Here is a 14,327-nt window from a genome sequence, read left to right as displayed (position 1 = left end):
GTGACGATGAGTTCTACGGGATATGGGCTACCTGTCGTTCTGCGTGCAGATGGCACCAGCGTTGCATTGAGTCGGTGTGCTAACGCCGCGGGCGCGACGAATGGTTTTGACGAGAAATGGCTGCAGGAGACGCTCTTCATGCATGGGGATGTCATCCTGCCGGTCGGAGAGATCGACCGCGCCAGCGAGAGGATCGTCCCCATCTGCCGCGAACTGCAAACCGGAGCCGGGCCACTGGATATTCTGTATGCCACCCCGGAAGGACGGCTGGTGATAGCTGAGGTCAAACTCTGGCGCAATCCTGAAGCACGGCGAAAGGTCATCGCCCAGATCCTCGACTATGCCAATGCCTTGAGCAAGTGGTCCTATGAGGACCTCCAGCGTGAGGTGTCGAAGGCTACGAACCGGAAGGGAAATGTCCTGTTCGAAATGGTTCGCGAGAAGTTCCCTGATGTTGAGGAACACCGCTTCGTCGACGATGTGATCCGTACGTTGCAGCACGGCAAGTTCCTGCTGCTGATTCTTGGTGATGGCATACGGGAAGGTGCCGCTTCAATTGCATCGTTCCTGGATCGTGGCGGCAATCTGCATTTCTCGCTGGGGCTTGTTGAAGTGGCGGTCTACGACATGCCCGACGGCGCACGTCTGGTTCAGCCGCGTGTCATCGCCAAGACCGTCGAGATCGCTCGAACCATCACCGTACTTGCGAACTCCAGCGTGGTGATGACGAGCGAGGTCGACGCGGAAGGTGATGGGATTGGACTCCCGGATCAGCTAGATGAGCACCCCAAGAAACAGGCCTGTCTTGAGTTCTGGAAGGGGTGGCTTGATCAACTGACCTTGGATGACCAGTCGCAGCCAATGCCCAAGAATGGTACGGCGATGGCCAATCGCTACTTTCCTCTGCCACCGCACGGGAGTACATCGGCTGCCTGGATCTCGGCCTGGATTGGGTGGGCGGGAAACAAGGCCGGCGTCTACCTCACGTTTGCACGTGGAGATGAAGGCGACAGGCTTTATGCCGCGCTGATGGAGGATCGTTCAGCAATTGAGCAAGAGCTGGGGTTCGCCCCCATCTGGGACAGCAAGAGCGGGAAACATGTCATTGCGGTCGAACGTCAGTTCAAGGATGTACTTGGCCTGGATGAACGCAAGCCTGCGTATGACTATCTGTCCGACATGAGCAACCGTTTCGTCAATGCGTTCAGGCACCGTATGGCTGAACTCGCGCGAGAATCGTGAATGCCGCGTTGGGGCTGATCCTTCTTCAGGACCGCAAGAACTCTGAGCTGTCAGCGCTCAATGATCTCTACATTCCCATAGCGCGACCGTCGCATCGACGTATCGAAGAGACCGCCAAAGGCAGATGATCGATTTATTGCTGGTAGGCGCTAAGAATCGTCGACTCGGGGAGCGCGCTGCTGGCTCGAAGGTCTGCGCACGCCCGGGACACCATGGGATGAGACGACCCTCGGACTCAAGATTGCGGGCGAGCTATCAAGTCCATGCTTGGGTGACGTCGGTTCCGTCTCTGTTCGAGAAGCGATTCAAGGCTGTCCACTCGACGACATGGAGTTGCGCCGAATCGGCGTAATCGCGAAGAAGCATTCTGGCGTCATCCAGTCTTGCTGCCAGCTTCGCACCCCTGCACGGCATGGACCACTGACGTAGCTTTGGATTCCAGCGAGCGCCACGCGCTTTCGCCTGTCCGATCAATGGTGACCTAGGAGGAAGCTTGAAGCGCACTTCGAACGTTGATTCCATTGCACCATCCCAGAGTACCTTGAGTGCGGGTCTGCCCGTTCTTGGCAAGCGCATCGAGAGTAGTTCGAGCAGGGCTCGACAATCGGTTATCGCTCGGTGGGCGGCATAGTGAAAGCCGGCGCGGTCGCAAAGGTATTCAAGCTTTGCACCGCCCATTCCTTCGCTCTCCCATCTGATTCCTTTGCGCGAACATGCCCAGGGCAGGTTTGCAAAGGCTGGGAAGCGATCTTCGAGGAATGGCCGGTCAAATTCGGCGTTGTGCGCAACAACCAAAGCGACGCCTTGCAAGATCTCTGCGATGCGAGAGTCGTCGAACTTCATTCCGGCGACATCGGAGTCGGAGATGCCGCTGACGGCAGTCGCGTCTTCCGGAATTCCGATTGGGCTTTCTTCAAGTCCGGAGTAACTGGCGACGACGTCAAACAGTTCTCCGGTTTCAGGTAGAAATTCGACTATCAGAATCGCGGCTTCGATCATGTAGTCGGACCAGAAGTCGAGCCCTGTGGTTTCGGTGTCAACGATTGCGACCTTAACAAGCCCGACAGACGGGCGCTCGCGCGTAGCGTAGCTCGCGCGTTCCTCCAGCGGCCGGATCACGCGAAAACCATTATCGGTCAGGACCTTGGCACAGTGCGCGAGATCCGGTTCGTTGTCGCGAAGCCCACTCATCATGTTTTCCTCAAATCTAGTCGCGATTCTGGCTCGATTTCGACGCGTATTGACGCCCGCAGGGGCTCAGTGAATTGGCTGTACCGATATCAGGATCTCGCAAGCGCTAGCCACCTTCAACCATCGCTGCATGCTTCCAGTGCCATAGCGCGACCGTCGCATCGACATAGCGGTGGTTCGGCAACTCCTGTTCCATGAAGCGTACGACGGCGCTCGCTTCCGCTTTCAGCCCGACCAGGGAGAGTGACTCAATCATCCGCGAGATGCGGTAGTCGTGATCGCCGCTGCGGTTGGCCCACCAGTCGAAGCGGCGCTCCCAGTTGCCGGCCTTGCACACTTCGCCTTCGACCCATTCGAGGCCAAGTACCGCCAGCGTGCGTGCAAAAGAGCGTCGCATGGCGTCGATGACCGCGGCGTCCTGCGCAAAGATCGCGAAGTCATCCGGCGTCGGTGCCGGCCCCAAGGGGCAATTGCGCCCCTTCCGCAGCAGCGGAAACTGCCATCCCGCCAGATCCGGTGCGGTGCAGTAGTCAAGGTCCGACATCTCCAGGATGCGCTGGAGCGAGCGGCCAGCATGATCCTTGCCGTATCCCACCAGGAAAGCGTGTGCAGCGGCCCCGTCGGAACTCAGTTGCCCAAGGGATGGCATCGGAGCCGCCGACCGCGCGAGGCGCTCGGCCAGCCGCTTCACGACGTGCATCGAGCCCCCGAGCACACACTCATCGACCAGATCCATGCTCGCCCGCGGCCCGGAGCCGAGCATCACGATGATCGCACCGCGCGACCGAGCCTTCTCGATCAGAGACCGCGTCGGGGTGAGCGTCAGATCGCTTTCCACCACCAGGATAACGTCGGAGCGCTTGGCGCGCAGTTGCGCCTCGTTCAGGACCATGTCATCCGGAAGTTCATCGAGCAGCGTGATCGCCGGTCTGCGGCACGGCGCGTAGCCTCTGCAATGGGGACATGTAGTCGCACTGTCGCTCAGCGGTACGCCACATTCGCCGCAGGCATCCTTGAAAAGGGAACCGAAGAGTTCAATCGGCGCAGGCACCCCTGCGCGCTGCAGCCATTCGTCGGTGCGCTCGGTCATGATCCATGGGCAGCCAAGCGCACGATAGAGTTTCTCGACCTCGCTGAAGAGCGCTGGTACCGGCTGTCGCTGAAGTTCTGTGCGCAGGCCGTTCCAATGTGCCCGAAAGCCGGTAGGGTCGGTGCGCAACGCGGCTGCACTGGCAAAGCGCTTACGGTCCGCACTCCGCCAGGCGTAGAAATTCTCGCCGCTGGCAAGACCGTTCTGACTGATCGCGTATCCAGAGCCGACCAGCACGCTCACGGTCTCGGCTGCCTGCAACCGGCGGGCCACACTCTCGATCTGGATCGGCGAGACGGCCTCTTCATCTCGGTCGCGGTAGGCACCATACAGATGCTTACGCGCTCGCTTGCGCTGGTACATGTCGTCGTCCGCGCGTTTGAGGAACGACTTCGGGTTGTCTGCCGGCTGGGCCTCGGCGACGCCGATGGACAGGCCAACCCGCAGGCCGGCCCTGATGCTCGCCCAGTCAAGGCTGCGTACCTGTGCTTCGATCCGGTCACAGACGAGACGTCCCACTTCATCCGTCGTGCCGCGGAAGAGCAGGGCGAACTCGTCGCCGCCGATACGGGCAGCCAGATCGCGCTCGCGCACATTGGCGCACAGCACCGCCCCCACTTCCTTGAGGACCAGATCGCCCATCTCATGGCCAAACACGTCATTGATCTGCTTGAAGCGGTCCAGATCGATCAGCGCAACCGAGAACGGCTCTGCTGCGTCGTACGCCTGCGCGAGCCATTCACCTATGCGGTCCTCGAAGCGCCGCTTGTTGGCAACGCCGGTCAGGCTGTCTTCATAAGCGAGTTTTTCGAGTTCGAGCGTATGTGCGCGTAGCGCCCGGTTGGCCTGCGCATTCGCGCGCGCTTCGATATGGGTCGTGGTCGCGAGTCGGCGCTCACCCAGGTCGCGGCTCAGACGTTGCTGCTCGATCTGCGCCAGTTCCAGGATCACTTCGGTCGCCAAGTCCCGTGCGTTGAGCGCTAGCAGCGCCGATGCGGCCGCCTGCCTCGCGAGCACGCCCAGCGCGTCGCTCTCCAGCACGTTTGCGGCGATGCACGCCGCAGAGAGGTGGTCGCGGATCGACTCGGTGTTGCGTGAGTGATACCCGCGCTCGATACCGGTCAGCGCATGGAGCAGGGCGGGCAGCGCTTCCGGGCCATCGAGAGCGTGGCGCGATAAAGCGTCATCTCCCGCGGCGTCTGTGACGACGGGGACCTCCCCTTTGATGACTCGCAAGCCCTGATGGAAACGCGCCAGCAGGGCTACCGTCTCCTGCTGTCCGGGGAAAACGCATGCCTGTGTCGACGCTGGCAGCACTGCGGAGGGCGTCTGCGCGTTACCGGCCAGCTCGGGGCGCGCGGTTTGCGGCGCAGCGCGCTCGTCGATCCAGTTCCGATAGGCGATCCAGGTCGAAAGTTCGAAAAGCTCCGCCGGTAGGGGCAGTGCCGGCTCGGTGTCGGCACGGTCGGCATGGTCGGCAATTCGGTCGAGCGTGCGGCGCGCCATCGCGATGTTGGCGTTCCACAGGTAGGCATGGGCCAGCGCGATATCGGCGCGCAACGTCCACGGGCCGGATGGGGTACGCGCCGCCAGTTCGGTGGCAAGGAGCGCGAGTTCGAGTGATACAACCGGCTGCCCGATACGGGCGCTCGCAAGCGACTGAACGGCCAGCGCGCTGATCTCGGTGGTCAGGTCCTGCGCCTCTTGGGCGGCCTCGACCGCGCGCCCGGCGGCGTCGCGCGCACGCCGCAGACGGCCCAGCGCGAGATCCAGCAACGATTGTCCGAATTCGATTGCGCTGCGGTGTGCTGCCGATGCGTGGTCCGATGTTTCGGCCCGCGCGCGGTGCAGCGCGGCCTCGGCGGCGTCGAACTGTCCAGCCGTCAGTAGGGGTTCGACGGTAGCTGTCAGCAGGGAGTGGAGGGCGTCGGTGGTCAGTGTGCTTTCAGGGGCGAGGGGATCGGTTGGCATGGTCGGAGTGGGGCAAACAGGAGGTGGGTGAGCGTGCGCCGAGCGGACCATTGGCCACGCGCAGGCAGTGGCGTATGAGCAGGGGGTGGCATCAGATTGCGCGGCATGCACGAAATTACGGCCGCGTGAGCGCACACTTGAGGTGACTGCTTGATCAGGTATTCGCCTCGTTGGCGATGCCGTAGAGCACTTGCCCGGTCGGGCCGGCGCTGACTGCGCCTTCGCAGTGGCCGGCCTGGTCGTCGAAGAAGAAGTCCGGTTCGAACGCCTTGAGGAAGGGGCCCTTGGGCAGACCACCGAGAAAGCAGGCCTCATCGACCTCGATGCCCCAGTGCAGCAGGGTTCGGATCGCGCGCTCATGCGCCGGGGCGCTGCGGGCGGTGACCAGCGCGGTACGAATCTGCACCGTGTTTTCGCGCGCACGCGACTGCAAGCCATGCAGCGCTACAAGGAAGGGTTTGAAGGGTCCCGCCGGCAGCGGCTCGTTGATGCGGATCACCTCATGCTCGACAAAGCGCGCCAGGCTCTCGCCCTTGAATACCCGCTCGGCCTGATCGCTGAAGAGCACCGCGTCACCGTCGAAGGCGATGCGGATCTCGTTCGGGTTGCGCGCCGCATCGGCGGCGGATGCGGGATACACCTGGGCGGCGGGATACCCTGCGAGCAAGGCAGCACGCACGTCTTGCGGATTGGCCGAGAGGAACAAGGAGGCATTGAGCGGCGCGAGGTAGCGGTGGGGCGAGCGCCCGCGGGTGAAGATGCCGCGTTCGATCGACAGCCCGTAGTGTTTGGCCGCGCGGAAGATGCGAAGGCCGCTGACCGGGTCGTTGCGCGACGCGATCACCACCTCCACCGGCTGTGTCGTCGCGCTGTTCAGACGCAGCAGTTTTTGCACCAGCGGATACGCCACCCCGGTCGGCGGGGGATCGTCGAGGCGTTCGAGCTGCAAGGCCCGATAGGCGCCATCGTCACCCGTTTCAAAGACCGCGTTCTCTGATTCCAGGTCGAAAAGCGCGCGCGAGGAAATGGCGACAACCAGTTTTCCGTCAAGGGTCGGGGACATCACTGTGCCTCTCAGTTCGTGGTCGCTTGATCCGTCATCGCCACGGCATCGCACGCAGGCGTCGCCAGCCCTCAGGGATCCAGAAGAGCGCGGGCAACGCGAGCGCCAGGCACAGCGCTTCCGTGCCTTCCCACGACAACGCGCCTTGCAGCGGATTGGCCTCGGTCAGTGGCCACCATGGCCGAATGTCCTGATGCACGATATCGTCGAGCAGCAGGTGGCTCAGCGTGCCGGCCAAGGCCCCGGCCAGCGCCGAGCGGGCTGAGATGCGGACGCCCAATGCGCGTTCCGGCCATCGTTTGATGGCGACACAGAGCAGTGTGATTACCAGGGCGCCGGCCAGGGTATGCGAATAGCCATGCAGCACGCTCGCGCCACGCAGCATGCCAATACCCGGTTCCAGGTCGATCAGGATCTGTGCGCAGGTGAAGCTTGCAAGGCTCATGCGCTGACCTGCCACGCGCTTGAGCGTGATGCCGGGGCCAAGGTGGAAGGGCGTGAAAGGCATCGCTGTCTTCGGCGGATGGTCGGTGATGAAAGTCGGGTGCCCTGGCGATCAGGGCGTCCAGTCCCAAGCGAGTCTAGTCCAGTCCAGCGCGTCGATCTGCGTGAGCACCCAGGGCTCGGTCGGAACACCGAAGGCATCCTGGAACCACACGGCGACGAGGGATGAGTAACACTCGCCCGGGTCACGTGCGACCTCGGACGATTCGAACACCCCGATGCAGGTGACAAAGCCGACGCGCTGCCAGCGCTCGCTACTCCCGTCGCTTCGTGTGACCTCCCCCACGAAGCGCTGAGGCGTCAGCAACACAGGCGTTCCGAAATGGGGCGGTAACCGGCCGCGCCCGCTGCGCAGGGCTTCCTTGCCGCGATATTCGATTTCATCCCGGAACTGACCAGGCAGGCCACACAACATGCCATCGTAAGTGCCGAACTGAATCAGCTCGGTCAGCGTGATCTCCCGCCCATCGGCCAGCGTGCGCGTCCAGCGCGGATACGTCAGTGGGTGACCTTTCGTGCGGCCGGTATCGATGATCGGCGCATTGGCGCTGCAGCGCTTGGCCTGCATGTCGCACATCTCGCGTTCCGCTTCGTTCAGATCGCCGTGCATGGACAGTCTCCAGTAAGGACTTCGGGTCGGGGCAGGCTCAGAGGGCCTCGTAGAGCTCGCGCAGCGATGCGGCACCGGGGCGACAGCGATCCATGAAGGTCACGATCTCAGGAGGGGCAAAGCGGCCGGTCACCAGCGGCAGCACCGCGTCGAACGGCCGGCCCGATGCGCGTGCCCAGCGCAGCAAGGCTTCCAGCGCGACATCGGCATCGTCGGCTGTGTACGACGGAGTGCTTGCGCAGGTCGGCAAAGGGGAGGGGTGGGCGGGGCGCGCAGCGGCGAGCAGGGGTTTGGAGAACATGCGAGGACCTCGCGAACTTGATGAAACGCATTCTTGCGCGCGCCAGGCTCACCCGGTGAGCTACCCATGCGGCAAGATGCACGTCATCCTCACAAGACCGTGATCCGTCATGGACCGCACCGAACGCTTCTACAAGATCGAACGCCTCATCGCCGAACGGCGGGTGGTGACCCGCGACGAGTTGCTGGCAGAGCTGGAAGTGTCGCTCGCCACCCTCAAACGTGATCTGGAATACCTGCGCTCGCGCCTGGAGGCGCCGATCATTTGGGATCGGGACGCCGGCGGGTATCGCTACGAAACTGACCCGAACACGCCATCCTTCGAACTGCCCGGGATGTGGTTCTCGGCCGCCGAGATTCACGCGCTGCTGTCGATGGAGGCGCTGCTCGAGAGCCTCGGCCCGGGGCTGCTGACGCCTCATGTGCAGCCGCTGCTCACCCGGCTGCGGGCGATGCTCGATCGCGAGGACATTCCGCTCGAGGCGGTGAACAAGCGCATCCGGGTGATGCGTTCAAGCGGCCGGCGTTATGAGCCGCGCCACTTCACCCCGATCGCGCATGCGGTGCTCAAGCGCCAGCGCCTGATGATCGACCACCGCCATCGCGGGCGCAATGAAGTCACTCGACGTGAAATCTCACCGCAGCGCCTGACCTATTACCGCGAGAACTGGTACCTCGAAGCCTGGTGCCACCTGCGCAATGAGTTGCGCAGCTTCGGACTCGATGCGATCGAAGGGGTTTGGAGCAGCACCGAGGCCGCGAAGGAAGTCTCCGAGCAGCGTCTGAAGAACGTGCTCGATGCCGGTTATGGCATCTTCTCCGGCGAAAAGGTTGAATGGGCGGAGTTGCGCTTCGCGCCGGAACGCGCACGCTGGGTCAGCAAGGAGACCTGGCATCCGGGTCAGGAAGGCGCGTTCGATGACGCGGGGTACTACACCCTGCGCATTCCCTACAGCGCACCCTTCGAACTCGCGATGGATGTGATGCGCCATCTGCCCGAAGTCGAAGTGATCGCGCCCGATTCGCTGCGTGAAGTGGTCCAGGCGCGATTGACCCAAGCGCTGCAAGCCATGCAGACACCGAGGCGCTGACGCAGTCAGACGCCGCAGACCCGATATACACGCGCAGGAGCCCCCATGGCCGACGTGATGAACCGCGACAACCTCTACGCCGCCCCGCGCGCCGCGTTGCACGACGACAGACTGCCACCGCGCCACTGGCTGGTGGAGTGGGGGTGCACGGCCGTTCGCGCCGTGCTCGATCTTGCGATCCTGCTGCTGATGCTGCTCGCTCTGACAGACGTATTCGATCTGCTGCAGGGCGAACCGCGCGCCACCTGGATCGCCCCGGCGGCGTTCGGTGCCGGATTGATCGTGGCAGTTCTCCTGCGCGGGCTGTTCGTTGCGCCAGATGACGACACGCCCGCGCGAGGTCGCTGGCGCTCGCGGCAATGCGCGCGTCGCGAGCGATGATGCCGACGATGAGGCAACTGCTGGAACTGCTCGCACCCGGCGAATGGCGCCGCCCGTGGAAACTTGCCACGTTCGCTGTGGGCATGGCATGGCTGCTCTGGGGTGCGCTGACACTCGACATCGGGGATTGGGATGTCGGCGTATCGATTCTGATGGGCGTGTTCACCTACCTGCTATCGCCCATGGCTGCGCGGATCCTGATGCGACGTCGGTGGCGGTGGCTACCGCTGAGTCTGCTCGCCTGGTGGTGGTGCGTCGACGGCGTGTACATGGCCTGGCATCTGTCGATGGGCAACCCGATCTACCGCGAGGCCAATGCCTACGCGTCGACGTGTCTGTTCTGGCTGTGCGGGTTTATCTGGTTGCCGCGCGCGTCGTTGAAAGTGATCGCGCTTCGCCCCCGCGACATTCAGCTTTGACACGAGCCAAATTGTTGAACGACGGAGACTGAAATCCCAACGACACCATTCAATCTGCTTTTGTTGTGGCCGGGATTGACCCGGGCGTTGCACCAGTCATCGTCATCGAGCCATCTTGAAGTGTCGGATCACCAGTTCTTATCCCTTCGATTTCGGGGTGGGTTCCTGAACCTGGTTTTCAAGGGCAAGGCGCTCGACCTTGGGTCTTAATGCCCACTATTGCGACACTAGACTTCGCTTCATCTGCTTCCAATTCGATCCAAATGCGCTTTCTACATACATCCGATTGGCACCTGGGCCGGCTCTTCAATGCCCGCAGCCTGCTCGAAGATCAGGCCCATGTGCTTGAACAGCTCATCGATCTGGCGCGCTCCGAACGGCCAGATGCCGTCCTGATTGCAGGCGATGTCTATGACCGCGCCGTGCCGCCGCCCGATGCGGTTGCCTTGCTCGATGACGTGCTCTCGCGGCTGGTTCTCGGGCTGCGGATTCCGGTGGTGATGATTGCCGGCAATCACGACAGTGGCGAGCGCCTTGGTTTTGGCGCCCGTCTCATGAGCGCCAACGGGCTGCATGTGGCTGGCCGTCCCGCGGCGCCGGTGCGCATCCGGTTTCAGGACGTCGCCGGTGAAGTGAGCGTCCACGCGCTCCCTTATGCCGAACCGGCGGTGGTGCGCGCGGCCCACCAGATTGATGACGCGATCGACCACGCCGCAGCCATGCAGCTTCAGCTCAAGGAGATCCAGTGCGCAGCGGATCGCTCGCCGCGGAACGTGCTGGTAGCGCATGCGTTCGTCGTGGGCGGCAGTGCCAGCGAGTCGGAGCGCCCCCTGTCGGTAGGGGGCAGCGGTGCGGTGGGCGGCGAGGTCTTCGAGGGCTTTGACTATGTGGCGCTCGGGCACCTGCACCGGCCTCAGAGCTTCGCCGAAGGGCGGCTGCGCTACGCGGGTTCGCTGATGAAGTACTCGCTGTCCGAGGTTGAACATACGAAGTCGGTTTCGCTGGTCGAGGTCGACCGCGCCGGCGCGGTGTCAGTCACTGAGCATCCACTTACCCCTCAACGCGATCTGCGCGTTCAGACCGGTAGCTTGCAGGCGCTGATCGAGGCTGGCCGAATCGACCCGCGAGCGTCGGACTATGTCCACGCCCGGCTCACCGACGAGGGGGCGCTGCTCGAGCCGATGGCCCGCCTGCGAGAAAGCTATCCCAACGCGCTGTCGATAGAACGCCTGGTGCTGAATCAGGCGGGCGAGGGCCTGCAGCGCGGACAAGCGCTGCGCCACCTCGAACCTGTCGATCTCTTTGCCAGCTTCCTGCGCGATGTCGCAGACGAGGCGCTGGACGGGCCGCGCCAAGCGGCCTTCGAGGCGGTGCTGGCCGACGTTGTCACGCAGGAAGGAGCGGCACGATGAAACCGCTGAAGATCACCATGCAAGCGTTCGGCCCCTTCGCCGGATGCGAAACCGTGGACTTCGCCCAGCTTGGCACCCGCTCGTTCTTCCTGATCCACGGCCCCACCGGCGCAGGCAAGACCACCCTGCTCGACGCGATCTGTTTTGCGCTGTACGGCAGCACATCGGGCGGCGAACGCCAGCCCAAGGCCATGCGATCCGACCATGCCGACGCGAGCATGCCGACGCGGGTCGAACTCGAATTTGCGCTGGGCGAGCAGCGCTATCGCGTGGAGCGCAGTCCCGCCCAGGTGCGCGCCAGGCTGCGCGGCAGCGGCACTACCGAAGTGGCGGCCACGGCCGAACTGGCGGTCTGGGAGAACGGCGCCTGGTCACCGCTCGCTCAGCAGGCGAGCAGGGTCACGGAGCAGATCCGCGGCCTGCTCGGTTTTTCGGAAGAGCAGTTCCGCCAGGTCATCGTGTTGCCGCAGGGGCGCTTCCGCGATGTGCTGACCGCGAACTCGTCGGAACGCGAGGAGATTCTGGCGCGCCTCTTCCACACCGAGATCTACCAGCGGATCGAGGAGGCCCTTAAACGCGCCTCTGCAGGGCTCAAGGAGGCAGCCAGGCGAATCGAGCAACAGCGCGCCGGCGTCCTCGGCCAGGTGGGCGTCACGAACGACACCGAACTGGCCGACCAGATTGCGGCGCAGGACTCCGCACTTGCGTCGGCACGGGCGCACCAGACTTCGGTTGCGGTCCAGCACAACGAGGCACGAGACGCCCTCGAGGCGGGGCGGCAGGCAAGCGCCGCGCTGGACGAGGCCGTCTCTGCGGCCGCCCACCATGCATCGGTCGCCGAAGGCCTGCGTGAGCATCAGGCGCGGCAGGCAAGGATCGAGGCCGCACGCCGCGCCATGGCGGTGGCGCCAGCACTGGATCGGCAAGCGCGTGCCAAGCTTGGGCTGGCGCGGGCGGACGCCCTGCTTGGCGAGGCCAACGACGCCTTGGCGGCCCAGGCTGAAGCCGCCCGCAAGGCCGCCGACGAACTCCAGCGCGAACAACAGAAGGAACCGGATCGTGTCGAGGCGCGGCAGCGTGTCGGCGATCTGGACTCGATCGCGAACGCGCTGGAGGCCTGGCAGAAGGCTGAGCGCGAGCGCGTCTCCGTGAGCAAGGCGCTGCAGGCTGAGCAAGTGGCACAAGACGCGCGCCAGGACGAACTCAAGAAGCTCGGTGTCGCCCGCCAGTCGCTCACAGAGCAGAGAGAGGTCGCGCTGAAGAAGGCCGCCCTGAAGGCGGCGGCAGATGCCGATCATGAGCGCCTCGTGGGGCAGGTCGCCATGCTGCGCGAGCTGGCCGCGGTGCGCGAAGAGCTTGCGGTGTGCAAGGCCGGGCGTGATCAGGCCGACACGGCGCTCAACAAGGCTGTGGCGGCACGCGATGCGGCGCTTGAATCCCGCTCAGGCATCGAACGTGCCTGGGTGGCGGGGCAGGCCGCACGGCTGGCGGCATTGCTCGAGGCCGGTTGTCCCTGCCCGGTGTGTGGCGCCAGCGAACATCCCGCCCCAGCGCACGCCGGCTCGGAGATCGTCTCGGACGAATCCCTGGAGGTTGCCCGCACCGCCGCAACGAGCGCCGAAGCGGCGCTGGAGCAGGCGCGAGTCCGCCGGCAAGACGCCGATGCCCAGTTGCAGTTCGTCTCCAATCGTCTGGCCTTGCTGCAGCAGAGTCTGGTCGAACTGGCCGGGCTGTCGCTGGAGGAGGGTGAGCGCAGACAATCCGCTGCCGCCGCCGCGTGCCAGGCGGTCACGGTGGCCGCGCAGGAACAGGTTGCGCTCGAACAGCAACTGGCCGAACTTGCCGAGCGCAGCGAGAAAACCGAGCAAGCCATCGCCCAGCGCCAGCCCGTGCTGGAGAAGCTCAAGGCCGAACATGCGGGCGCCATTGCCGCCAGTACGCTGCACCTGAACGCCGTGCCGGAAGCGTTGCGTGCGCCGGGGGCGTTGGCTGCAGCACGCCAGACGGCAATCGCGCACCTCGACGCTCTCGATGCCGCGCTCCGCAAGGCGCAGGACGCGGACAAACGCGCCGTCGAGGCGCTGTCCGCCGCCCAATCAAGGCAGCGGGAGCGCGCTGCGGCGCGCGAGCAAGCTGTCGAGGAGGGCCGCGATGCCGAGGAGGCTCTCGCCGTCGCGCTGCGCGACCACGACTTTGCCGACCCTGAAGCCTGCCAGGCCGCGCGGCTCGCCGCGTCGGAGTTGGCTGCCCTGGAGGTTGCTGCGCGCGAGTACGAGCACGCCAGGGCGCAGGCAGAGCAGCGCCTGACCTCGGCCCAAGCGCGGGCGAAGGATCTGGCCCCGCCCGATCTCGCGGCGCTCGGGCAGCGTGCCGCCGAGGCTGAGTCGGCGCTGACGAACGCCATCGAGGCGGTCGAGAAGGTGCGTTCGCGTCTAGAGGAACTGGGCCGAGCGCACACCCGCCTCGCCCAACTCGCCGAGGAGAACCAGGACTTGATGGCGCGCTACGCGGTGCTCGGGCGCCTGTCCGAGATCGCCGACGGGCAGAACCCACACCGCATGACATTCCAGCGCTACGTACTCGCCACCTTGCTCGACGAGGTGCTTGAAGCAGCCTCAATCCGCCTGCTGCGGATGAGCCGTAGCCGCTATGAACTGCAACGGGTGCAAACGCAGACCGACATGCGCAGCGCCGGCGGCCTCGATCTGCAGGTGTTCGACCACCAGACCGGCACCGCCCGACCGGCCAATACGCTGTCGGGTGGCGAGGGCTTTCTCGCAGCCCTGTCGCTGGCCCTTGGGCTGGCTGATGTCGTGCAGTCGCGCACCGGCGGCATTCAGCTCGAGACGCTGTTCGTGGACGAGGGCTTCGGCACGCTCGATCCGGAGAGTCTCGACTTCGCCATCAACACGCTGATCGACCTGCAGCAGGGCGGCCGGCTGGTCGGGATCATCAGTCATGTCACCGAGTTGAGGGAACGCATCGACGTTCGGCTGGAGGTCAGGCCGTCGACCAAGGGGAGTCGGATCGCGTTCGCTTTATGAGCACCCTTC

12 protein-coding genes are annotated in these 14,327 nt (G+C 64.4%); 6 read left to right on the top strand and 6 right to left on the bottom strand.

Features of this window, described 5'->3' with window-relative positions:
• Window positions 1–6 precede the first annotated feature (6 nt).
• Window positions 7–1,242: a DUF4268 domain-containing protein gene (locus HH302_RS13590; protein ID WP_172202775.1), complete on the top strand. Its 1,236-nt coding sequence runs from the start codon at window positions 7–9 to the stop codon at window positions 1,240–1,242.
• 255 nt (window positions 1,243–1,497) lie between these two features.
• Here HH302_RS13590 and HH302_RS13585 read toward each other — a convergent pair whose 3' ends face one another.
• The 6 genes from HH302_RS13585 to HH302_RS13560 all read right to left on the bottom strand — a co-directional run bounded on the left by HH302_RS13585 (window position 1,498) and on the right by HH302_RS13560 (window position 7,972).
• Complete coding sequence (locus HH302_RS13585) at window positions 1,498–2,433, bottom strand: 3'-5' exonuclease (protein WP_172202774.1); 936 nt, start codon at window positions 2,431–2,433, stop codon at window positions 1,498–1,500.
• 106 nt (window positions 2,434–2,539) lie between these two features.
• Window positions 2,540–5,494 carry a diguanylate cyclase gene (locus tag HH302_RS13580; protein ID WP_172202773.1) on the bottom strand — a complete coding sequence of 985 codons (2,955 nt, stop codon included), beginning with the start codon at window positions 5,492–5,494 and terminating at the stop codon, window positions 2,540–2,542.
• 154 nt (window positions 5,495–5,648) lie between these two features.
• Window positions 5,649–6,557 carry a 5'-nucleotidase gene (locus HH302_RS13575; RefSeq protein ID WP_172202772.1) on the bottom strand — a complete coding sequence of 303 codons (909 nt, stop codon included), beginning with the start codon at window positions 6,555–6,557 and terminating at the stop codon, window positions 5,649–5,651.
• 34 nt (window positions 6,558–6,591) lie between these two features.
• Entirely contained in the window at window positions 6,592–7,065 is a 474-nt protein-coding gene (locus HH302_RS13570; RefSeq protein WP_172202771.1) for a metal-dependent hydrolase, read from the bottom strand.
• Between the two features lie 48 nt (window positions 7,066–7,113).
• Entirely contained in the window at window positions 7,114–7,671 is a 558-nt protein-coding gene (locus tag HH302_RS13565; protein WP_172202770.1) for a hypothetical protein, read from the bottom strand.
• Between the two features lie 37 nt (window positions 7,672–7,708).
• On the bottom strand, window positions 7,709–7,972 hold the full coding sequence (locus HH302_RS13560) for a hypothetical protein (RefSeq protein ID WP_172202769.1): 264 nt from the start codon (window positions 7,970–7,972) through the stop codon (window positions 7,709–7,711).
• Between the two features lie 109 nt (window positions 7,973–8,081).
• On the opposite strand from HH302_RS13560, the gene HH302_RS13555 reads away from it, so the two are divergent.
• The 5 genes from HH302_RS13555 (at window position 8,082) to HH302_RS13535 (ending at window position 14,318) form a co-directional block, all read left to right on the top strand.
• Window positions 8,082–9,062: a YafY family protein gene (locus tag HH302_RS13555; RefSeq protein WP_172202768.1), complete on the top strand. Its 981-nt coding sequence runs from the start codon at window positions 8,082–8,084 to the stop codon at window positions 9,060–9,062.
• Window positions 9,063–9,107: 45 nt separating this feature from the next.
• A complete protein-coding gene (locus tag HH302_RS13550; RefSeq protein WP_172202767.1) occupies window positions 9,108–9,443 on the top strand; it encodes a hypothetical protein in 336 nt (111 codons plus the stop codon).
• An 8-nt stretch (window positions 9,444–9,451) separates the two neighbouring features.
• On the top strand, window positions 9,452–9,862 hold the full coding sequence (locus tag HH302_RS13545) for a hypothetical protein (RefSeq protein WP_172202766.1): 411 nt from the start codon (window positions 9,452–9,454) through the stop codon (window positions 9,860–9,862).
• A 263-nt stretch (window positions 9,863–10,125) separates the two neighbouring features.
• A complete protein-coding gene (locus HH302_RS13540; protein ID WP_172202765.1) occupies window positions 10,126–11,274 on the top strand; it encodes an exonuclease SbcCD subunit D in 1,149 nt (382 codons plus the stop codon).
• Window positions 11,271–14,318 carry an AAA family ATPase gene (locus tag HH302_RS13535; RefSeq protein ID WP_172202764.1) on the top strand — a complete coding sequence of 1,016 codons (3,048 nt, stop codon included), beginning with the start codon at window positions 11,271–11,273 and terminating at the stop codon, window positions 14,316–14,318. The genes HH302_RS13540 and HH302_RS13535 overlap by 4 nt, the downstream gene beginning before the upstream one ends.
• The last annotated feature ends 9 nt before the right edge of the window (window positions 14,319–14,327 follow it).

Source organism: Niveibacterium sp. COAC-50, from assembly GCF_013184235.1.
In the GTDB taxonomy this organism is placed as follows: domain Bacteria; phylum Pseudomonadota; class Gammaproteobacteria; order Burkholderiales; family Rhodocyclaceae; genus Niveibacterium; species Niveibacterium microcysteis.
The sequence above is the reverse complement of the archived record's forward strand: the minus strand, read 5'-3'. Positions and strand labels throughout refer to the sequence as shown.

Coding starts and splice junctions, on each gene's coding strand:
- HH302_RS13590 (WP_172202775.1), top strand. CDS start 7: ATGAGTTCTACGGGATATGGGCTACCTGTCGTTCTGCGTGCAGATGGC.
- HH302_RS13585 (WP_172202774.1), bottom strand. CDS start 2,433: ATGAGTGGGCTTCGCGACAACGAACCGGATCTCGCGCACTGTGCCAAG.
- HH302_RS13580 (WP_172202773.1), bottom strand. CDS start 5,494: ATGCCAACCGATCCCCTCGCCCCTGAAAGCACACTGACCACCGACGCC.
- HH302_RS13575 (WP_172202772.1), bottom strand. CDS start 6,557: ATGTCCCCGACCCTTGACGGAAAACTGGTTGTCGCCATTTCCTCGCGC.
- HH302_RS13570 (WP_172202771.1), bottom strand. CDS start 7,065: ATGCCTTTCACGCCCTTCCACCTTGGCCCCGGCATCACGCTCAAGCGC.
- HH302_RS13565 (WP_172202770.1), bottom strand. CDS start 7,671: ATGCACGGCGATCTGAACGAAGCGGAACGCGAGATGTGCGACATGCAG.
- HH302_RS13560 (WP_172202769.1), bottom strand. CDS start 7,972: ATGTTCTCCAAACCCCTGCTCGCCGCTGCGCGCCCCGCCCACCCCTCC.
- HH302_RS13555 (WP_172202768.1), top strand. CDS start 8,082: ATGGACCGCACCGAACGCTTCTACAAGATCGAACGCCTCATCGCCGAA.
- HH302_RS13550 (WP_172202767.1), top strand. CDS start 9,108: ATGGCCGACGTGATGAACCGCGACAACCTCTACGCCGCCCCGCGCGCC.
- HH302_RS13545 (WP_172202766.1), top strand. CDS start 9,452: ATGAGGCAACTGCTGGAACTGCTCGCACCCGGCGAATGGCGCCGCCCG.
- HH302_RS13540 (WP_172202765.1), top strand. CDS start 10,126: ATGCGCTTTCTACATACATCCGATTGGCACCTGGGCCGGCTCTTCAAT.
- HH302_RS13535 (WP_172202764.1), top strand. CDS start 11,271: ATGAAACCGCTGAAGATCACCATGCAAGCGTTCGGCCCCTTCGCCGGA.